This window comes from Paenibacillus alvei DSM 29 (genome assembly GCF_000293805.1).
GTDB lineage: Bacteria > Bacillota > Bacilli > Paenibacillales > Paenibacillaceae > Paenibacillus_B > Paenibacillus_B alvei.
This window is the reverse complement of the sequence record NZ_AMBZ01000004.1, coordinates 381,208-402,808: the sequence shown is the minus strand read 5'-3', so window position 1 is coordinate 402,808 and position 21,601 is coordinate 381,208. Positions and strand designations below refer to the sequence as shown.

At 47.1% G+C, this 21,601-nt stretch carries 17 protein-coding genes, 5 pseudogenes and 1 other annotated feature (1 of these 23 cut by a window edge); of the genes and pseudogenes, 3 read left to right on the top strand and 19 right to left on the bottom strand.

What is annotated here, in order from left to right:
• Positions 1-87 (bottom strand) — a binding site (T-box leader); it reaches 143 nt to the left of the window's first position.
• 227 nt (positions 88-314) lie between these two features.
• From PAV_RS15610 to PAV_RS15530, 16 genes and pseudogenes are all read right to left on the bottom strand, one after another.
• Positions 315-1,076: a class I SAM-dependent DNA methyltransferase gene (locus PAV_RS15610; protein WP_005547836.1), complete on the bottom strand. Its 762-nt coding sequence runs from the start codon at positions 1,074-1,076 to the stop codon at positions 315-317.
• Positions 1,077-1,144: 68 nt separating this feature from the next.
• Entirely contained in the window at positions 1,145-2,128 is a 984-nt protein-coding gene (locus tag PAV_RS15605) for a CvfB family protein (protein WP_005547834.1), read from the bottom strand.
• Positions 2,125-2,472, bottom strand: a complete 348-nt coding sequence (rsfS, locus tag PAV_RS15600; RefSeq protein ID WP_005547833.1) for a ribosome silencing factor — start codon at positions 2,470-2,472, stop codon at positions 2,125-2,127. The genes PAV_RS15605 and rsfS overlap by 4 nt, the downstream gene beginning before the upstream one ends.
• A gap of 54 nt (positions 2,473-2,526) precedes the next feature.
• On the bottom strand, positions 2,527-3,120 hold the full coding sequence (yqeK, locus tag PAV_RS15595; protein WP_005547830.1) for a bis(5'-nucleosyl)-tetraphosphatase (symmetrical) YqeK: 594 nt from the start codon (positions 3,118-3,120) through the stop codon (positions 2,527-2,529).
• Positions 3,092-3,700 (bottom strand): nicotinate-nucleotide adenylyltransferase, encoded by a 609-nt coding sequence (locus PAV_RS15590; RefSeq protein WP_005547828.1) that lies wholly within the window; start codon positions 3,698-3,700, stop codon positions 3,092-3,094. Before PAV_RS15590 ends, yqeK begins: the two co-directional genes overlap by 29 nt.
• Positions 3,701-3,721: 21 nt before the next feature.
• Entirely contained in the window at positions 3,722-4,012 is a 291-nt protein-coding gene (gene yhbY / locus PAV_RS15585) for a ribosome assembly RNA-binding protein YhbY (RefSeq protein WP_005547826.1), read from the bottom strand.
• 114 nt (positions 4,013-4,126) lie between these two features.
• Entirely contained in the window at positions 4,127-5,023 is an 897-nt protein-coding gene (aroE, locus tag PAV_RS15580; RefSeq protein ID WP_005547824.1) for a shikimate dehydrogenase, read from the bottom strand.
• Between the two features lie 44 nt (positions 5,024-5,067).
• Positions 5,068-6,171, bottom strand: a complete 1,104-nt coding sequence (gene yqeH, locus PAV_RS15575; protein WP_040736072.1) for a ribosome biogenesis GTPase YqeH — start codon at positions 6,169-6,171, stop codon at positions 5,068-5,070.
• A gap of 11 nt (positions 6,172-6,182) precedes the next feature.
• Positions 6,183-6,706 (bottom strand): annotated as a pseudogene (locus PAV_RS15570) (YqeG family HAD IIIA-type phosphatase).
• A 137-nt stretch (positions 6,707-6,843) separates the two neighbouring features.
• Positions 6,844-9,117, bottom strand: a complete 2,274-nt coding sequence (locus tag PAV_RS15565; protein WP_005547818.1) for a transglutaminase TgpA family protein — start codon at positions 9,115-9,117, stop codon at positions 6,844-6,846.
• Positions 9,114-10,409 (bottom strand): DUF58 domain-containing protein, encoded by a 1,296-nt coding sequence (locus PAV_RS15560; RefSeq protein ID WP_005547815.1) that lies wholly within the window; start codon positions 10,407-10,409, stop codon positions 9,114-9,116. Before PAV_RS15560 ends, PAV_RS15565 begins: the two co-directional genes overlap by 4 nt.
• Positions 10,410-10,411: 2 nt before the next feature.
• Complete coding sequence (locus PAV_RS15555; RefSeq protein ID WP_005547814.1) at positions 10,412-11,368, bottom strand: AAA family ATPase; 957 nt, start codon at positions 11,366-11,368, stop codon at positions 10,412-10,414.
• Between the two features lie 269 nt (positions 11,369-11,637).
• The gene (gene spoVAE, locus PAV_RS15550; protein WP_005547813.1) at positions 11,638-11,988 is read right to left on the bottom strand and encodes a stage V sporulation protein AE; all 351 of its coding nucleotides are present in this window, start codon (positions 11,986-11,988) and stop codon (positions 11,638-11,640) included.
• A gap of 6 nt (positions 11,989-11,994) precedes the next feature.
• A pseudogene (spoVAD, locus tag PAV_RS15545) lies at positions 11,995-13,016 on the bottom strand (stage V sporulation protein AD).
• Positions 13,017-13,054: 38 nt separating this feature from the next.
• On the bottom strand, positions 13,055-13,552 hold the full coding sequence (gene spoVAC / locus PAV_RS15540; protein WP_005547809.1) for a stage V sporulation protein AC: 498 nt from the start codon (positions 13,550-13,552) through the stop codon (positions 13,055-13,057).
• 404 nt (positions 13,553-13,956) lie between these two features.
• Positions 13,957-14,616, bottom strand: a complete 660-nt coding sequence (locus PAV_RS15530) for a carbohydrate-binding family 9-like protein (RefSeq protein WP_005547807.1) — start codon at positions 14,614-14,616, stop codon at positions 13,957-13,959.
• A 397-nt stretch (positions 14,617-15,013) separates the two neighbouring features.
• Here PAV_RS15530 and PAV_RS15525 point away from each other — a divergent pair, with 397 nt between their 5' ends.
• Positions 15,014-16,414: a transposase gene (locus tag PAV_RS15525; RefSeq protein WP_202950506.1), complete on the top strand. Its 1,401-nt coding sequence runs from the start codon at positions 15,014-15,016 to the stop codon at positions 16,412-16,414.
• A 28-nt stretch (positions 16,415-16,442) separates the two neighbouring features.
• On the opposite strand, the gene sigK is transcribed toward PAV_RS15525, so the two are convergent.
• The 3 genes and pseudogenes from sigK to PAV_RS15510 form a co-directional block, all read right to left on the bottom strand.
• Positions 16,443-17,150 carry an RNA polymerase sporulation sigma factor SigK gene (gene sigK / locus PAV_RS15520; protein ID WP_005547803.1) on the bottom strand — a complete coding sequence of 236 codons (708 nt, stop codon included), beginning with the start codon at positions 17,148-17,150 and terminating at the stop codon, positions 16,443-16,445.
• Between the two features lie 492 nt (positions 17,151-17,642).
• The gene (gene rsiV, locus PAV_RS15515; protein ID WP_476638844.1) at positions 17,643-18,410 is read right to left on the bottom strand and encodes an anti-sigma-V factor RsiV; all 768 of its coding nucleotides are present in this window, start codon (positions 18,408-18,410) and stop codon (positions 17,643-17,645) included.
• A gap of 105 nt (positions 18,411-18,515) precedes the next feature.
• Positions 18,516-19,018 (bottom strand): annotated as a pseudogene (locus PAV_RS15510) (RNA polymerase sigma factor).
• 243 nt (positions 19,019-19,261) lie between these two features.
• Here PAV_RS15510 and PAV_RS37300 point away from each other — a divergent pair.
• A pseudogene (locus tag PAV_RS37300) lies at positions 19,262-21,029 on the top strand (acyltransferase family protein).
• A gap of 239 nt (positions 21,030-21,268) precedes the next feature.
• Positions 21,269-21,562, top strand: a pseudogene (locus PAV_RS37640) (IS3 family transposase).
• The last annotated feature ends 39 nt before the right edge of the window (positions 21,563-21,601 follow it).

The following is a 21,601-nucleotide window of genomic DNA, read 5'->3' as shown; positions in this document are numbered from 1 at the left end:
TTCGCTTCTACTCCATTACCGGCTTGCACCAACCGCCAGCTCTCTGAAGATGGATCGTAAGGTACTATTCCTCTTCGAAGTCTTTCCATTCTACCTATTCAGCTTCAATGTGATTATTGTGCACCAAATAGGTGCAAGTAGCTATATCATAATGAAAAATTTACTTATTGTCAATGATCGCCAAGCAACTCCAAAACTTTCTTGTTTGTTCGCCTTATAATGAAAACGTATCACCAGATTTCACATGCTACGACAGACATAAACAGACATAATGATGTAACATCGCATCAGGATTATGTACAACCATTATTTATTTAAGGCTTCACAGCGATCATAAATATTCGCCGTGACTCTTCGTCTGGAGACTGCCATGCAAAATCCGCAAATTGCTCGACACGGTCAAAGCCGACTTCCTTCAGCATAACTTCCAGCCAACTCGGATCGTAAGCTCGCTCTACATGTATCTCGTCAATCCGTTCATACAGTTCTCCGCCCTGCTGGCGAACGAATAAAGTTAATTGATGCTCAATCTCTTGACGTTCTTCGTCATAATCCGAGAACCAGAGGTATGAAACATCTTCATCATCATATGCAAACGGCTGCGTCTCGGCATACTCCTCAAACTGACGAGCATGCAGTACATCGAACAAGAACAAGCCGCCAGATTTCAAATTATTGAACGTAGCTTGAAAGGCACGCTTCACGTCTTCCTCTTCAGTCACATAGTTCAAACTATCGCAAAAAGAAACGACCGCATCTGCCTCATCAGGCATTGTCCACGCGCACATATCCTGATGAGCCCAACGAACACTTCCTAAAATCGGCCCCGTCTCCAACAACTTGTTATTTGCAATAGACAGCATAGAATCAGAAATGTCGATGCCGATAACATCATAACCTAACTTGGCTAACGGTATAGCCGTATTCCCTGTTCCGCAGCCAAGGTCAACGATTGAACGCACCTCTCCGCTCCCGAAGCGCTCCCAAGCTTGATTGGCAAAGGATACCCATTGCTCGTACGGCATATCTCCCATTAATCGATCATAGACCTCAGCTATACGTCCATAAGAAATCATCCATTTTCACTTCCCCTGCTGGAGCTGCTCTAATCTCCCATCATCCACATTGGCTGATGGCGAACAGCCTATCGTGCATTGTCGCTGCCGCGAGAGCGCATCTTATGCGCCTCCCGTGCCTCGGCTTGTGCTGCCTCGAGAGCCTTGTGAAGCTGCTCCTTATCCATCGCAGAAGCGGCTTCCGTCAGTTCCGTCCAGTTCCCCTTCTGACGAATGATTCCTGCCTTCATCAAACGTCCAATGGCACGCTTGAATGCAGATTTGCTAATCCCGAAGCGCTGCTTCACAATATCAGCCGGCGTTTCATCAGAATAAGGCATTGTACCATTCGGACGCTCCTTCAAGAAGGTGAACAAGCGTTCCGCATCTTGATCCATGCCCACTTCCTTGCGCTCCGCCATCGTAACATTGACTCGACCATCCTCACGAACATGCGTAATACGAACACGGACTGCTTCTCCTAAACGAAGCAGACGCGGACGCAGGGATTCATGCAGAAATCCGATCACGCCTTCTCCAACTGGCGCACCGTCCACAACAACGAAGGTTCCCATCTTGAGCGGACGGTATACTACCGCGTCGCGCCATGTATTGTTCCATGACTCCGGCGCTTCGAACATAGAAGGAACCAAATCATCTTCACGGGCTGGAAGTGCAATAAGACGGCCGTACCGATCCTGTTCCATGCGCACGTACACCTCGTCCCCAACCTGAGGATGAAGCGGTTCGAACTCAGGAAGCTCGCCCTTCGGGAGCAGCAACTGACGCCCAATGCCCATCTCTAGGAAGCAGCCATACTTTTTATGAATATCAGCAACCTTAAGCTTCGCAACTTCCCCTAATGTCAAAAGAGGACGCTTCATTGTCGCAGCGATACGATCTTCCGTGTCATAGTACAAGAACACTTCCACGTGATCGCCTGGCTTTACTTTGTCCGTAAGCTCTGTATAATGCAGAAGCACATCCTGCTCTCCGTTCGTCAGAAAATATCCGTACGGAGAAACTTCACGTGCAACTTCTAAACGTTGAATTGTACCTGCTTCCCAAATCATGCAAACTCCACTACTTTCGCGTCAGACCACAGTTTTTCAATGTTGTAGTATTCACGTTCTTCGCGGTGGAACACATGAACGATGACGTCGCCCAGATCGATGAGCACCCAACGTGCAGAATCAAAACCTTCCGTACCGCGTACTTGTCCGCCCGCTTCATGCACACGCTTGCGAATTTCGTTCGTAATCGCTTGAACCTGAGTGTCCGAGTTCCCGTGGCAGATTACAAAATAATCTGCAATAAGAGAAATACCTTGCAAATCTAGCGCAATAAGATCCATCGCTTTTTTATCTTCTGCCGCGTTTACGGCGATATCGAGCAATTGTTTTGTGTTGATTGCCATTCAATTACCTCCACATTAGGTTTGAACCTTGTATTCATAAGTGCTACAAAATCCTTAATCCGCTTGCTGTTCCAATTCTGCTTCCAGCTCTGCAAGTAGACCGTTGCGGGCACTGATCGTAAGCGGGAAAATTCGCCGCCGGCGCTCAATGAGGAACGATATCGTGGAATCAAAGCCAGCGATAAGCGCCGCATTCAGATTCTGCTCAGCCAGTACACGGATATGCTCTACTCCCGGGAAATCCCGGCCTGGCTCGATATAGTCGGCCAGACATACAACCTTATCCAGAAGTGTCATCTTCTCGCGACCAGAAGTATGGTATCTGATTGCATCCAGTATTTCTACATCCTCAATCCCGTATTCATGCTCCGCCACATACGCGCCTACGGGCGCATGCCATAATTGCTTGTCATGCTCCAGCAATTCAGACGGCATATGATGTTCACGGATCATGCGCTCCATCCGATCAGTCTGCCAATATTTTGCAACATCATGCAGAATCGCTGCAAGATCAGCCTTGTCCGGGTCTGCACCGTACTTTTTCGCTAATTGAACAGCTGTCGTCATTACCCCTTGCGTGTGCTGCCAACGTGCAGCGGGCATTTGCATTTGAACTGCCTCAATCAGTTGTTCGCGTGTCCGATTCATATAGACCCCACCTCGCTATATACTGTTGAACCTGATCCGGTACAATGTACGCAATCGATCTTCCTTCGGCGATACGCTGACGAATATCAGTCGATGAGATATCCATCTGCGGCATCTGGCTTTCGATGAGGCGGGAAGCCCACGAAGCAGGAATCTTAGAAGTATCCCAATTCGACCCCGGTCGGTGCAGTCCAATGAACCGAATTTGTTCCATCAACTCGTCAATGTGATGCCATTGAGGCAAATAGGCAACCATATCACCACCGATAATCCATGCCCACTCGGTATCCGGATACTCCTCGCGCAGCCCTTTGACGGTGTCCAGCGTGTAGGATACGCCTCCATGTCTAATTTCCCAATCACAGACTCGAAAGTGCGGATTCCCTTGTACCGCCAGCTTCGCCATTTCCAGCCGCTGCTCCGCAGAAGCTGACGGACGATGCGATTTATGCGGAGGGACATGTGCCGGCATAAACCATACCTCGTCCAAAGAAGCCGTTTCTCGGGCACATTCCGCCGCCACTAGATGTCCGAGATGAATCGGGTCGAAAGTGCCGCCCATGATCCCTACGAACTTCATGTCGGTAACCTCCAGTGATCGTTATGGCAGTTCAATCTGTTTGTGATCAGTCGATTCCTTGTACAATACGATTGTTTTGCCAATGACTTGAACAAGCTCAGAGCCAGAACGTGATGCGAGCTCTTCTCCGATTTCACGCGGATCCTCCAAGCAGTTGTTCAATACAGAAACCTTCATTAATTCACGCTTCTCAATTGCATCTTCCACGTGACGAACAAGCTGATCATTCATACCGCCCTTGCCTACTTGGAAAATAGGCTGTAAATGATGTGCAAGAGAGCGGAGATAGCGTTTTTGTTTACCCGTTAGCATATAAGTTTAACCTGCCTTATCTATTCATAAATTATGTGATTGCGTATCGTCTGCCCACTGATGGCAAGACTCACACCATTGATCTGAAATTACTACTATATCACGATTTCCACTTCACTGCTTACAATTCAGCGTCTCCAGAACCTTCTGCCGCATCAATTCTGTCGGAGCCTTCATCCCTGTCCACAGCTCAAATGCAATGGCCCCTTGATGCACGAACATACCAAGGCCATTGTGAATGCGGCATCCTTGTGCCTTGGCAGCTTGCAGCAGCGCTGTTTCCAGTGGATTATAGATGATGTCACTGACAAGCATATGAGATTGAAGCCATTCCTTGGCTACAGGCATCTCATCGATATGCGGGTGCATGCCGACCGAGGTCGTTTGAATCACAATATCGACGTCTTGCGGTGGAATAGCTGGTGTATCGTTTAGCATAACCGACCTTACCTTGCCGAATCCAGACAAGTCCTCCGCAAGCGCATGCGCGCGTTCTACTGTACGATTGGCGATGGTAAGCTCTTTACAGCCTTCTGCGAGAAGCGCATACGCGATACCACGAGCTGCGCCACCCGCCCCTATGATTACAATCCGGGAGGATGGAATATCTGCTTGCATCTCTTCCTGCAAGGAACGCACATATCCTAAACCATCCGTGTTATACCCATATAGCTTGCCTTCACAGTGAACTATCGTATTGACTGCCCCAATGACTCGGGTGCTTTCATCAATCTCGTCCAAATATGCCATTACCTGCTCCTTATGCGGAATCGTAACGTTGACACCTCCGAGTCCAAGCGCACGGATGCCAGCCACTGCATGCTCTAACTGCTCCGGCTTTACATGAAAAGCAGTATATACCCCGTTCACTTCCATCTCCTGCAAGGCTGCATTATGCATAAGCGGAGATTTGGAATGCGCAATCGGATCACCGATTACCGCATAAACCTTGGAGCTTGTATCCAAGTTCCGTACGATATTGTTCGAGTATGCTGCACCCTTAGCTGCCATCAAGCCCATCCCCCTACCTGTTGACGTTCTCTTCTCCCAAATTGCTAAATTAAGGAGTGGCGAGCAAGCACCTTGACTCCCTTAGGCGCATGAACTTCCACCAATGCGCCGGTTGTACCATTGCACTTAATCCAGCCTAAGCCGGAAATGAATACATCTGTCGCTCCTCCGCGTCCAATGCGGAACTGGTGCTTCGTCCATGCTGGAAGCTCGTCAATTCGTTCACGCGTCGGTGGAGCGAGCAATTCACCACGATGATCGCGGTAGAGCTCGTCCGCACGTTCAAGCTTCGTCCGATGGATCGGAAGATCATTGGACAAATAGCATGTAAAGGATTGACGTTCCCCTTCTACAAAGTCAAAACGAGCAAAAGCGCCAAAGAACAGCGTTTGCCCTTCATTCAATTGATATACGGCCGGCTTCAAAGATTTGTCCGGCAGCAGAGCAGACAAGTCCTCACGGCTAGCCAGCTCTGTTAAACGGCTCTTATAAACAATCCCCGGCGTATCAATAATATGCTTGCCGTCATCGAGTGGAATATGAATCATATCCAGGGTTGTACCCGGATAGCGCGAAGTGGTAAGCTCCCCGTCCAAATCACTATAGTCCCGAATCAAGCGATTAATTAACGTTGACTTCCCTACATTTGTAGCCCCAACGACATAAACATCGCGATCGCCGCGCCAATCAGCAACCTGTTCGATCAGACGATCGAAGCCAAGATTGCGCTTTGCGCTCACAAGTGCAATGTCCACGATCCGAATGCCGTGCTCCTTCGCTTGGCGCTGCACCCAATTGATCATGCGGTTCCAATTCGTTACCTTCGGCAGCAAATCGATCTTATTCACGACGAGCAATACTGGGTTATTCCCGACAAATCGCTGCAAACCGGAAATAATACTGCCGTCAAAGTCGAATAGATCGACGATATGAATAACAAGTGCGTCTTCTTCACCGATACGGCCTAACAAGCGAAGAAATTCATCTTGATCGAATGCGACGGATATTGCTTCATTGTAATTTTTTATTCGAAAGCAGCGCTGGCAAATTACAGGCGTCCGTTCCAACGCTTTTGCCGGCACGTAGCCGGATGCTTCCGGATTCTCAATTTGCAGTTCCGCACCGCAGCCGCTGCACTTCCGTGCCATTTGTTCTTCTGTCAATGTCGTTCCTCCTCGTGCCACAGTCCTTTTTTCGTAATCGTTTCGTTACGATGCGTTCGACTCGCCGATTAATGCGCGTCATCCAACCTTCATCTTGAATCGCGATCGGATCAACTAATATCGTAAACATACCGATGCGGTTGCCTCCGAGCACATCGGTCAACATTTGATCTCCTACCACCACCGCTTGCTCAGGTGTCAGCCCCATCAGCTTCAATGCTTGATGAAAGGCCCGTTGCGAAGGCTTCCGTGCTGAATTCACAAACGGAATATTGAGCGGTGTTGCAAAACGGGAAACTCGCGGATGATCGTTATTTGACACGATCACCACTTGAAAACCCATTTGCTGGGCCTGTTCGAGCCAAGCCGATAATTCAGGCGTTGCCAAAGGTTCCTTCGCGCCGACAAGCGTATTATCCAAGTCTGTAATAATCCCCTTGTAACCTTGATTCTGTAGCTCTGCAAGGTTAATGTCGTACACAGTACGAACCCGAAGACGGGGAATAAGCCTTTCCAACAAAGCGGTCACCTCGTTTTCATACGAAAAACTATACCATATTCTTTGTTTTTCGTGCAAAAAAAAGCCGTTCCTATGCGGAACGACTTTCATTTGTCACATATACTGGCATAATCTGAACATTTGAACGAACTTCCTAGTTAGCCGGAACGTTTATATGCGCGGATTGCGTCTTTCAGCTGTTGGACATCTGACTCGCTTACAGGTTGTCCGCCATACTTCGCCTGTTCGAACTTATTGACGATTATAGCAGCTGAGGGTCTTCTCTCCTCTTGCTGTTCCGACCATCTTCGTGCAGCTTCGCGCACCGTCTCGTGCGGCGCCTTGCGCATTCCCTTCCATCTGCAATAACTGAGCCACAGATCCGTATGCAAAATGATCTGTTCCTTATACGAGAGATTGCGCTTAAGCAGCCCGAAGAATCGAAGGGAGAAGCCTATCGTTCTCCATTTCCACAATAATAGTAGTAAAACTACCGCCGCCATGACGATAACGACCCACTTTGCCCCCTGAACAAGCCATACCGGAAGTGGAGCATCATGCTCCTCCTTCTTCATATCTGGCTTCTTCTCCTTTGGCGTCTCTTCCGGCTTCTCTTCTTCCTTCTTCTCTGGCTCAGGCATCTTCTCTTCCTGCTGTTGATAGCGCGGATAACTGAAGCCCGGTGTTGGCTCGAATGGAATCCAGCCGTATTCACCCATGTACACTTCCACCCAGGAATGAGCCTCTGCATTCGTCACCTTGTAAGTGCCGGCTCCGTTGTCATCCGATTGTTCCATCAGCTCATGGTTGGACACATTCTCGATCTGCCGCGTTCCTGGTGCATATCCCTTTACCCAGCGTGTAGGTATGCCAACCGATCGAAGGAGAACCGCCATCGAGGTGGAAAAGTGATCGCAATATCCTTCCCTGATTTCGAACAGGAAGGCGTCAACAAAGTCCTCACTCTTGCGCAGCGATAAATTCGGTGCATTCGTATACAAGTACTGCTTGCGCAAATAGTCCTCTATCTTTTTCACCTTGTCAAAGTAATTTGTCTGACCCTCCGTTAAAGTCCGCGCCAAATCCTTTACACGCTGTGGAAGCGTTTCTGGGATCTGTAAGTACTTTTGAAATCTTTCTTCTTGTACAGTGCCAAACAATTGCCGCGATGCCCTGCGCAAATCGTCGTCAGAAAACATCGGTACTCGTGACGTCAGTGCATAGCTTGTCGGATAGTGTCCCTTATTCGCATCCTCATACCCAACAACACCGTCTTCCTCATTCCAGCGCAATACGGCGTCATCAGCAGAGTTCATTTCTGCTACGGATTCGATTGCCCCTATGCCGAACAACACCGGATACGAATCCTTATTTTGCATCGTAATGGTTTGCTTCACCTTACGGGTTGGTACATGAGCAGCAGGCTTGTCCTCTATTGAGAGATGCTCTCCGGGTTGAAAAATGAAATTCCGATTCGGCACCTTCAGCCAGCCCTGTCCGGTATACTCTTCCTTTGTTTCTCCCCGCCAGTAGCCGCGCATTTCCGTATTTACGCTCATAACCGGCAAATAATCCATGTCAAAGCCATTGCCCAGCTCTAAATCGGAATGGCTGTAACCTGATGTGCTGAGACGAGAGCCCGTACCGCTTTCACTCCCCGCTACTCTTGACATGAGATCCGACATCGGATTATTTCCATCGCCATAACGGTTGTTCCAAGCAGTGTAGGGATCGGTCAACATCGGCTCTACTTCCGGTACACTGACTCCAACGGAAATAATCAATGAAATCACAAACACCGCTAGCAAGCCCATCTGAAGTGGATATCGTATTGACCCGCGCCATATGTTCGGATACTGTACTTTCATATTTTTATAATGAATGCAAATCAGCCATATGAGAGACGAGCCTACGATCCATGCTACCTGCATCCATAAATATTCGTCAGTAAACGAGTCAAGAAGGCCAAATAAAATGATTTGAACGAGCAGCCAAATAATAACGCGCGCCTTGCCTTGCAGAAGCATAATAAGGGTCTCACAGCACAGCCACAGCCCCAGCAGAAACCAAATATAAGGATGGAACTGAGTCAAACGATCCCACTTGCCGCCCCCATCTGTCCACAGATCGAACTGAATGAGGTACCGATATACGATATAGCACAAAGCAGGAAAAGCGATTATCAGTCTGCCCAGGAAACGAGCTGGAAACAACATGACCGCTCCCCATAAAACAATCATGAACACGCGTGACATTGCTAACGTTTCGTCATACCAATATGGCTCAAGCATAACAAGCCACTGCCAGCCCATTACAATCATGCAGGTCCATATTACTCGTTCCGTCCAATAAGAAAACAGCCACAATTGTATTCGATCTTCGGCCTTCTGCACCGTGGAGGTACGAGAGGTAGAAGAAAGTTCTGTCTTCATACTGCCCCACCTCCTAGAAGCTTCGGCAGTTCCTCCGTATGGATCAAGGGAATGTAGTGTAAACGCTGGGTTGCGAGCAAATGTACCAGCGATTGGCGGCTTTCGTTGTGTTCAATGCTTTTTTCGACAGATACATGACCCTTTACATGAATAAAGCTTCCCGAACATCCGAACTTCGACAATGTCCTTGTATACAGCAGCACATTTGAGGTTGTATGACCACTGATAAAGGCGAGGGTCGATCCATGAAGCAGTGAAGCTTGTTCGGTAAGTGCTACGAGCAGCTTTTCGTTGTCTTCTGTTGATGCTGATTCCAACTGAACAGTCGACATCCATTTTTGGAATGAAGCAACGCCCGGCTGTGCCTGCTCGGCCGACCACCAGACGAGACGTACTCCGATTGCGGCCACATAAGTTGGACGTTGACACTGCGCCCCATATTGTACAAGGGAGGCCATCGCTGACACGGCAACCTCAAAGCGTTGTTCTGCCCCACTCTTATTGCCTTCATAAGAAGAAGCGCGGCAATCCAACACAAGCACAATTGGCGATGGCGACTCCGGATCGAATTGCCTCGTCTTCAGTGTTCCTGTCTTCGCTGTTGCATTCCAATGAATGCGAGATAGTTTGTCCCCGTATACATATTCACGCACACCATTCTGCTGCGAGGACTCTCTATGCCGCCGAACTGAGGAGGTCGCATGAGACCCTTGACCCGCCTGACGTTCAGCCAGTGTCCATCTCGGGATAGCAACGACAGATGGCGTAACATAGAAGGTTGAAGGAGCGTTCAACACCCCATTTTGCTCAAATAAGCCGAACAAATCTCGGGAGACGCACGATGTCGGAACAAATTCATAATAGCCTCTTGCCAAGGCTGGGGTTCGGTAGGTGATCGCTGCCGAACGTCCTGCTCCTAATGCGACCGCAGATTCTATTGTACTGTAGCTGATGCCGAAGCGATGAAGATTATCGTGGACAACGATGTAGGGGATCGGCATGAAGCCAGGCACGGTTACCCGTAGTGTAATGAACAACTGCGATTGGGCGGGAAAGAAAACCCCCGAACCATCTCCTATCGCTCTTTGCCCCTGTACCTTGCGAATCCCGCCGAATAACACAACAATCCAATAGAACAGTAAAACAGTTGCCATAGCGAACAGCATGACAGATGTTTTGCCACCCTGAAATAAAAAGTAGAATAAGCACGATATGTACATAAGTGCTACAGCAGCTATAGTTCGCAGCCGAGATCCTTTAGACTTCCAGATGCGTTGCGATTTGTTCAACATAATTACGTCCCCAATCGAACGGGTACTCTAACGCGTTCTGTAACGCCATGTATAATTTGCTCTGCCGTAATGCCATCCATCTTGGCTTCCATTCGCAATACGATCCGGTGTGTTAATACGAAAGGCAGCAGTTCCTTTACATCATCAGGAGTTACGAAATTCCGTTCGTGAATCCAAGCTCTCGCCTTAGCCGCCTGCATTAATGCAACAGATGCGCGCGGACTCGCTCCGAGCAGGACATGCGCTTGTTCACGAGTCGCACGAATAATATCAATCATATAGGCCGCAACTGCATCATCGATATATATGCTGCGCACCTCCTCCTGCATCAATTTGATGGAGTCAATGTCCGTAACCTGCTCCGCTCTTTCCGAAGGCAGGCCTTCTGCGTGGCGAATCAGCATCGTACGTTCCGTCTGCTCATCCGGATAACCGAGCTTGAGCTTGAACATAAAGCGATCGAGCTGAGCTTCCGGGAGTACATATGTCCCCTCGAATTCGATCGGGTTCTGTGTTGCGAACATGACAAAAGGAGATGGCAGTGGAAAGGTTTCCCCATCTACCGTAATATGATGCTCCTCCATTGCTTCAAGCAGAGCTGATTGTGTCTTCGTGGTGGCGCGGTTTATTTCATCTACGAGCAATACGTTGGCCATAATCGGGCCTGGACGGTATACGAATTGTTGATCCTTGGGATGGAATACGAATACGCCTGTAATATCGGTAGGGAGCAAATCCGGATTACACTGAACACGGCGAAAAATTCCATTCATCGTACGAGCTAGCGATTTTACAAGCTGTGTCTTTCCCGTACCAGGAACATCTTCTATAAGTACATGCCCCCCAGCCAACATCGCCGTTAGCAGCAGTTCAATCTCGCGAGACTTTCCTAAAATACATCGTTCCAATGTCGCTTGCATCTTCCGCATAATGGAATGCAACGATTGGTGGGATGACATGGCAACGACCTCCTATTGGGTACCATTCTGTTGTCGTAAAATAGAAAAACTCCACATGATAACGTTTTATAACGTTACGTACATTTTTTCATTTTACACCATCCTAGGAAGAACGTACATGTCATCGCATTGTGGATCTTGCCAGATATTACGCCATTCGCGAACGAATGATTAGACAAAATGCACACAAAAAAGCCCTGTGACCATCCGAGATGGAATCAGAGCTTTCATGTTTTTTGCTTATAGAGTGTTGCGTTATCGTGCAGACGCTACCCCTTAGGTCGAATGACCAGCGCAGCTAAAAAGGAGAACACAATAGCAGCAGATATCCCTGCACTCGTTGTCTTGAACATGCCGCTGACAGGAGCTACCCATCCAGAAGACTTAATTTCCGTTAGAGCTCCGTGAACCAGTGAGTTGCCAAAGCTCGTAATCGGAACTGTCACGCCCGCTCCTGCGAAATTGATGAGCGGCTCATACCAGCCGAGCCCATCAATAATGGCCCCCGCCACAACAAGGATGGTCATCGTGTGCGCCGGGGTCAGCTTAGCGACATCGAACATCAGCTGACCAATGACACAGATTAACCCACCTATGATAAAAGCCCACACATAAATCATTTTGCTTCATCCCTTCATTTCAAGCGTAACCGCATGCGCAATACAAGGAATCGTCTCTCCTTGCTGATAGGAAAGCGGAGAGAGCAGCGCTCCAGTAGCTGCAACAAGCACTCTCTTCAGCTTCCGTGCGCGCAATTGCTTCATAATATGGCCATATGTAACGACTGCCGAACATCCGCATCCACTTCCTCCTGCTTGTACGGCCTGCTTGTTCAAGTCATATACCATAAGCCCGCAATCGCTGAAGTTAGTTCGCTCCATATGCAGCCCATTCTTTTGGAACAGGTCGTTTGCGATCGAGAGACCTATAGAAGCCAGGTCGCCTGTTAAAATAAGGTCATAGTCCTGTGGCTTACGATCCAAATCAATTAAATGTGTCTGTATCGTATCCACAGCGGCTGGTGCCATAGCTGCTCCCATATTGAACGGATCCTTTATTCCAAGATCTACAATCTTGCCAATTGTGGCCGCCGTTACTCTTGGCATGGAGGAATACCCCTTTTCGGGCTTGGCCACTACAGCCGCACCAGCACCCGTCACCGTATACTGCGCTGTTGGAGGCTTCTGGGATCCATACTCTGTCGGATATCGAAATTGCTTCTCTGCTGTACAGTTATGACTGCAGGTAGCCGCCATTACTTTGTTCGCATTGCCCGAATCTACGAGTAAGGACGCGACTGCAAGTGATTCCATCGAAGTTGAGCACGCACCGAACACACCAATGTAAGGGACACCTAACGAACGTGCAGCAAATGAGTTGCTTATAATTTGATTCAACAAATCTCCGCCGACAAAAAATTCAACTCTTCCTGCGTAATATTGGAATTCACAATAGCAAGCTGTGTCGCCTGCTCCAATAGCTTGCGCTCGGCTTTCTCCCAGCTTTTTTCCTCCATATCAAGCGTATCATGTATATAATCAAAATCTGCCGCCAGCGGCCCTTGTCCCTCATCAGGCCCTACAACCGTCGCCGTGCCGATAATCGCTGGCTCACTCTGAAATCGCCATGTATGACGTCCAACTTGCATCCGAATCCTCCTTCCTAGTGCAAAGATGAAACATCAGGTCAATGCGAGAGCCCAAAGATCAAGTAGATCAATGCCACGAAAAAGGCGGCAACCGTACCAAACACAACTACAGAGCCTGCCAGTTTAAATATGTTCGCACCTACACCAAGCACGAGCCCTTCGCTGCGATGCTCCAGCGCTGCAGAGCACATGGAGTTGGCGAAGCCTGTTACCGGAACTGCCGTCCCTGCACCGGCCCACTGTGCGATTTTATCGTATACCCCGAGACATGTTAGAATGACGGATATGAGGATTAATGTGACGACTGTGGGATTCCCAGCTTCTTTCTCATTCATGCCCAAATACGTCATATATAGCTGCTGAATGCCTTGTCCAATTAAACAGATCGTACCGCCGACTAGGAACGCGCGAAGGCAATTTTTCCCTACCGTTCTTGATGGTTCCCGGCGGCTGGCGATTTGTTTATACTCTTGCTCAGAGAGCGTCCAATTGCCCGATTTCCATTTCGGCGTGCCGGATTTCGTAGATGACGCCATAAATCCACCTCCTCATCATACTTGTGTAGCATCATTTCATTTGCATCATCATTCCTACACAGTATTTGTATTTTGGACATGGAATATGTCATGCGTCACCTAACTTCGCTCAACAAGGCTACGTCATCCGACGAACATGCAGCAGCAGCAAGCAAATGGCAAGCAGGATGAACAGAACAAGCACGATACAATGAAAAAATGGTGCCAACCCCTGAGATCCTATCGTCATCTCCTCCTTAACATGACCCGCTAAATCCCCCATACAATACAATAGTGTATGCACCTTCTTATGATCTGTCACAGAAAAAGCAGCTAGCCAACACAAAAACGCCCTTCATCCCCCACAACACTGTAAGCTGCGGCATATGGGCTCAAAAGGCGCTTGTAGATACTTATATCTCTATTTATTTCGTAAAACGAAGAAGTCCGAACCGCTCAGGCATGTGGAAATTAACAGCCCCTGTTGGCGACCAAGCATCATAGCTTCGAGCGCCAAGCGTATCTTGATCGATACGGAACCAATTCACTCGATAGCAGCTCCCCAATTCTGGTGTCTTGGCCTTCAAGTCCTCAAAGGGAATTGCTAATTCATAAATTACCTGACGTTCTGGTACATTGACATACAAGACCGAGGTTCGAAGATGCTCTGCGTTCCACTCCGGATGGAAACCCTTCGGTTCCCCGGACAGGTTCGTAATATATGCATCAAACACAACATTATGAGGACTTACATTAAACTCATAGTAAGCACGCCCATCCCCGATCGGATCAAGGAAGCACTCCACAACATCTGCCTCATATAAAGGATCGTCCCGATCTGTATACGGACTGACAATGTTATCATCCTCACATTCAAATCGCATATATAATACCGCATCTGTCCAGCAAGCCCTTACCCTGGTTTTCTGACGCGGGGATGCTCCCGTTACCACATCGACAAGCTCCACCGAATCCGCCAAGCTCCAATCCGGCATACCGCTTTCCATATATGTACATTGATATTCTGGAAGCTGCGCCAAGCGTGGTGCTGCAGAGCTATTCCCTTGATGAACACCCGATACCATTAATAATCTCTCCTTATGTTCCATCTATAGTTGTCTTTGTAAAAATATAGTCTATAATCCCCATACTCTATTTAGTATAGCAAAATAAAGATAACTTACGTGATACATGAGGATAAATTTGCTTCCCAGTTATTTTATTTATTCATGTCAAAAGAGCCGCTAGGGTAGCCTGGCAGCTCTGCACTAATAACTATATGTTTAATTCCGTCCCTTACTGGACAGTTAAAAGTTCTCGTTGAAAATGATCGCATAGAAAAATAACCCAATCGGACGAATCTGTGGTATCCTTACGGTTCCTAAGTCAGAAAGGAGATCAGATCGCAGAAAGGGTTACTCTGTTAGTTTACCCGATTTCGTCGCGACCGACCATACCATGTTGAAATTTATAAATGAGATTTTGTCTGCCTTTCGTGCTTGTTTCTCGCGCGCCGCCGCCTTCGAGTGGTTCGTAGTCATCGTTGTCGGTTTGATGGTCCGTTCCGATCATCTCGGTGTCACTTCCATCGTCCGGGATCTGACGCTCGATCCGCGTCATTATGAATCGATGCTTCATTTCTTTCGTTCCTCCGCATGGTCATTGGATTCAATGCGGCTTGCTTGGCAGGGAGTCGTTAACCGCTCGGCCCCGCTTATGCGCGTGCGCGGAAGGGTTGTGTTCGTCGGCGACGGCGTGAAGCAGGCCAAGGAAGGACGGCATATGCCGGGCGTGAAGAAGCTGCATCAGGAATCCGAAAATGTCTCCAAGGGCGAATACATCTTCGGTCATCTGTTTGGCGCCATCGGCATTCTGGCGGGCACACGGCACAAGTGGTTCTGCCTGCCCTTGTTCATAAACTTGCAGGACGGTGTGAAAGCCATCTTCAACTGGACGGGCGATGCTGAGCAGCGCCATGGCTCCCATGTTGTGCAGCTGATCGAGCAGGCCTTCGTCGCCGCGCGTACCTTCGGCGGAGCGTTGCTCCTGCTGGACCGGTATTTCCTGTCCATCCCCGCGCTGCAGCGGCTGGCCGAAGGCAATGGATCCATGCACATCGTTACGAAAGCCAAAATGAATGCAGTTGCCTACGAAAAGCCTGCACCGAAGAAGTCGGGGCCCGGTCGTCCGCCGAAGAAAGGCAAGATGCTGAAGCTGGCTGAGTTGTTCCAAACGCGCGCAGCCGATTTTCAAACCGCCACCGTGACTCTCTACGGCAAGGAAGAGATCGTTTCCTTCCTGTGCCTGGATTTGTTATGGGGGCAAGGCCTCTACCAGAAACTGCGCTTTGTTCTCGTTCGACACGGTGACCGCCTTGCCATTCTCGTCAGTACCGATCTGTCGCTTACGGCCGCGGAGATCGTCGAATTGTACGGCTACCGGTTCAAGATCGAATGTACGTTTCGGGAAATGAAGCAAGTGATCGGCGCATTCGGCTATCGCTTCTGGAGCGCATCGATGCCCAAGCTGAATCGTTACCGCCGCAAAGGCGAAAGCGATCCGCTGGAGCAAGTGAAGAGCGAGTCGGATCGGCATCGGATTCGGTTGACCCTTCAGGCCGTCGAAGGCTTCGTGATGTGCAGCGTCATCGCCACGGGCATCGTGCAGTTGATCGCTTTACGCTTTTCCGGTAAAACGCCTGCGCTGTTCTTCCGCTATTTGCGTACACCGTCCAAGTCCATCGTCTCGGAAGCGACGGTAGCGGCTTATTTGCGCAAGTCGATTTTTCGCCTGTTTGCCCAAAATCCACACTTATCCATAACCCAAATAATTCGTTCCAAGCAAGAAACACCTGATTCTGCTGCCGATTTTCTGGCTTCTTAAGCGTTAGAACTTTTCACTGTCCAGTCCCTTAAATATGTCCTTTATTCTTATAAAACTCATGATACAGCTTCATCAGCGCCCGCTTTTCAATCCGTGACACATAAGAACGTGAAATGCCCAATTCCTTGGCAATCTCCCGCTGGGTGCGCTCATCGCCGCCCCCATCTAATCCGAAGCGGCCTCGGATCACTTCTTGCTCCCGCTCATCCAATATATCCAGGTTGCGATAAATTTTGCTTTTCTCGATTTTTAGCTGCACCTTATCGACCACCTCATCGCTTTCCGTGCCAAGGATATCGATCAGGGTGATTTCATTGCCTTCTTTATCCGTTCCGATTGGATCATGCAGCGATACATCCTTACGGGTTTTCTTCAAGGATCGCAAGTGCATAAGGATCTCATTTTCAATACATCGAGCGGCGAAAGTAGCCAGCTTCGTTCCCTTGTTCGGCTGAAAGCTTTCAATCGCTTTAATCAATCCAATCGTACCAATCGAAATTAAATCCTCTAGATCCTCGCCCGTGTTATCGAATTTCTTCACAATATGAGCTACTAACCTTAGATTATGTTCAACTAACATATTTCTTGAGTGGGCATTCCCTTCGGCCATTAAGCGCAAATGCTTCATTTCTTCTTCTTCCGCTAATGGTTGGGGAAAAGCATTATTTTTTACATAGGATACCAACAATGAAATCTGCTTAATGAACATGGCGATCGACGACAAAAACCCAAGCATTACTCCACCTCCTAAGACGTAAACACCTCATGATTATCCGAATGAGAACGTTACATTCTATGTGGGCGGCCGCCTATGCGTGCCTGTACGGGAGAAAAGAATATGGCGCAATTCAATCATTTCCCTTGACTTGCTCATTCATCTCCGGCGCATAGTTCCCTGACGACCATCAGGACTGATTCAAAAGCAAAAGCCACGGATCACAACGTGGAACTGACCCCATACCGTGAGACTAATCAAAACACCTTCAAGAGAAATACCCTTATATCGTAAGATAAGGGAGACAATCTTGGAGGTGTTTTTGCGTTGGTAACTAGAGTGAGTTACCCGGCGGAAGTGAAATTGAAAGCAATCGAAATGAGATTAGCTGGTATTCCTGTGAAAGAAGTAATGAACGAGCTAAACATCCGATTACGATCATCATACTTTATGCGACGTTCGCTTATACGAAATCACTGTGACTCCATATAGTCGCTTCCTTTTGTTGTTATGCTACTTTATATATTCTTGGCTAACCAAAACATCGGTCAGTACATTTGTTGGAATAATAAACTCGACAACGCCCATAAATCCGGGAGCGACCTCATACTTATCGAATGAGATGACGAGCTTGCCGTCGTTATTGATATAAAAGTTTTGGTCTTTTGAAATGTTTTCAAAATAAGAATTGACCGTATTGGGAACTCCTGCAACCCAATAGAATTTATCCGGATCGTCTTTCACCTGTTTTATCATTTGTTCCTTAATATTGTCGCTGATCAGCTTGATATAGCGATCATCTATAAATAAACTAGGCAAAGTGATTAAAACTTGATTTTTCTTGTCGATCGTATCGTACTTGATCGTTGTCGAAGAAGAACCTACTGTATTTACATAAGATCTGCCTATTGAAAGGATGCGATCGTTATCGGTTTTTACGACATATCGGCTATCTACTCCCAAATGGCCTCCACCGCTTTGCTTTACACTTTCCATTTCTTTCTTGAAGTCACTGTATAGTTTTTTACTTTCTTCAAGATATTTTTGATTTAAAGAATGCTCTAACGACTTATTCTCTAAATTCTTAAGGGCGGGCACTTCAATTCTAGCCGTAAAATTTCCATCATCAATTTTATATTCCCTAAATGTAAGTACCTGAACGAGCTTTCCGACTAATGGCACTTCGGATAGGGCATATGCAAAAGCCGGACTCGCATTAATTCCGATTACGAATGCAATGGCGGCCGCGCCAGTCCCAACAAGCCATTCATGTTTGAAAATGCCTTTCTTTCGTTGTTTTATAGTTTTTTTACGATGAAATCCAATTCTTTCGGAATAGGAACATCCCTATATTGCTCTATTATTTTCTCCAGTTTTTTGTCCATATTATTTATCCTCCGTTGACTCATCGTTCATTTTAACCCGTAGTATTCGCAGCGCTTGATATAACCGTGTTTTAACAGTACTCAGGTTTTCCTCTAACACCACTGCAATTTCTTCTAATTTTAAATCTTCAAAATATCGAAGCACGATGATGGTTCGATAGATTGACGGCAAATCATTCAATGCCTCCTCCAAATCAATATTCGGATAAACATCATTTTTTGCCGGATGAAAAGCTTCTAACGTACTTTCATCAACAACTTGAACTTTCTTTTGTTTTCTCAATAAATCCAACGATGTATTGATAACAATTCGATAAAACCAGCTCTTCACGGATTCGGTGTTTTTAGTTTTTCAAGTGACAAAAAAGCTTTATGGATGGAATCCTGAACAATATCGAGTGCATCTTCAGAATTCTTTACATAGCTGTAAGCCAATCGATAAACGTTTTCTTTGTAATCCGTTATGCATTGAACAAGCAAATTTTCTAATTTCTTATTATTCATTTGATACCGAAACTCCTTATTTGTCGCACTCGGATTGATTGTCCACTTCAGCAAGACGTGCGAGCATAATGAAAAGTTTGGTCAAGTTTAACCAATTTTTTCACTTTCTCGAACAAACTTTTTTACACGTGTCACACGTCTTGCTAGCGAAAGTCAGTACATGATGGGGGAATGAGAACATTGAAAGACAACTTGAATTCATCGCATAGTGGTGATAATAGAGGACATCCACCAGGGCATTACATGCCGGGATTGGATGGGCTCAGGGCACTATCTGTCATAGCGGTTATCGCTTATCATCTCGACTTGAAATGGGCGCCAGGGGGGCTCTTGGGGGTCGGAATTTTCTTTGTTCTATCTGGTTATCTCATTACTGATCAGATCATCTTGCAGTGGAAACGAAACAACAAAAAGTTTAATCTTAAGGATTTTTGGTTAAGACGAGCTCGCAGGTTGCTGCCGGCCATGTTCGCAATGTTGGCATTTGTAGCGTTGTGGCTCATCTTATTCGATAGCTCCCGGCTGGCGGCATTACAGGGTGACTTTGCTTCTGCAGCCCTGTATTTCAACAACTGGTGGTTCATTTTTCACAATGTATCCTATTTTGAAAGCTTTGGTCCCCCTTCTCCTATCGGGCATCTATGGTCTTTGGCCATCGAGGAGCAGTTTTATTTCATTTGGCCGATCGTTCTCATGATCATGTTGCACATTGTGCCGCAAAGAGGCAAAATCTTCTTACTCACGCTTACAGGCGCAGCCGTATCGGCGTTGGCGATGGCGCTCATTTACGATCCGGGTACCGATCCGAGTCGAGTATATTACGGCACGGATACGAGAGTTTTTGCTCTGTTGATCGGAGCTGCACTTGCCACCGTGTGGCCGAGTCAATCTATAACCGAAAAAGTCTCCCGCAAAGTTCGAAATATCCTCGATCTGACCGGAGGAGTCGGTTTATTCATCATCATTTACATGATATGGCGTACGAATGAGTATGAAGATTCTCTTTATTACGGGGGGTTCGTATTCTTATCCCTTATTACTGCAATTGTTATCGCTGTTCTCGCCCATCCCGCGAGTCGACTCGCGAAGATTATGGGTTGTAAACCTTTGCTTTGGATCGGACGGCTTTCTTACAGTCTGTATATTTGGCACTACCCTGTCATCGTCCTAACCAGCCCTACCGGAGCAACCGATTCATCGGATAGCTTTCGGATCCTTCTTCAACTTGGGGCTAGTCTGCTTCTGGCCATACTATCATGGAAATATATCGAGGAACCTATACGAAACGGTCTATTAAAAAACTATTGGAGGAAAAAAGAATGAAAACCCATTTTAAATTTCGTCATTTGCTTATCATCTTCGTAATCCCAATCCTGCTATTAACCATATCCTGCTCAAAGAATGCAGATAAGCCGGTTCCAGCCCAATCGTTATCAAAAACTATAAACCATAAAACAGGTAACGATTCTAATGCAATAGTAAATCCTAAAGATGAAGATCATTCTAAAATAACGAATAAACCATCGGAGCAAAAATCGGGTAAAAGTGTTACTGCAATAGGCGATTCCGTGATCCTTGACGCTGCACCGTATCTGGAAAAAATTTGCCAGGCATTGTGGTCGACGGTAAAGTAGGCAGGCAAATGTCTCAAGCGCAAAAAGTAATCGATAAGCTCAAGGCGAACGGGAAACTTAGCCGCCGAGTTATCATCGAGCTAGGTACGAATGGTCCGTTTAACTCTAAACAATTACAAAAATTACTTTCCTCGCTCAGTGATGCTCAGCAAATCGTATTGGTAAATACTCGGGTACCGAAAAAATGGCAAGACACGGTTAATTCAGCGCTCGAGGAAGAAGCTGCAAATTTTCAGAATGTAACGCTTGTGGACTGGTATTCTTCTAGCGAAGGTAAAGATTCGTACTTCACCGCCGACGGCGTTCATCTTCAAAGGGAGGGAGCGGAATTCTACGCCGCACTTGTAGCTGAGGCCGTACAACAAGACAATCCTTGAGATAGTGTGTCGGATTTTTTAAGCAGAAAATAAAAAAGAGCAAGAGCTGGTGCGCAATAACTCGGGACTGACCCCATAACGTGAGACAAATCAAAACACCTTCAAGAGAAATACCCTTATAAAATATCTTGCAGAGCTTAAAAAAGTGAAAGCAGAGAATCGTTTTCTTAAGCATCAGTTAGAGGTTCTAAAAAAGTACAAGGAGTTGGAAAGGAGGTGTCACCTGAAGTAGTCATCTCTTGGATGGAGTCCATTCGAGGAGAAATAAGTATTACCAAGCCTGTGAATGGTTAGGGATTCCTCGATCTAATTATTATCGTTGGAAATCATCTTGCAGAGCTAAGCGTGTAGATAATGCCGTAGGGAAAATTCGAGAGCTCTGTACGGAACATAAATTCCGTTATGGGTACCGAAAGATCACGTCACTGCTTCGAATGGAACAATAAATTAATCACAAACGTGTACAGCGAATTATGCAACGTGAAGGACTACAATGTCGAGTCAAGGTAAAGAAACGCAAACCAACTGGATAGCCTACACATATCGCGGAACATCTGTTAAAGCGTAAATTC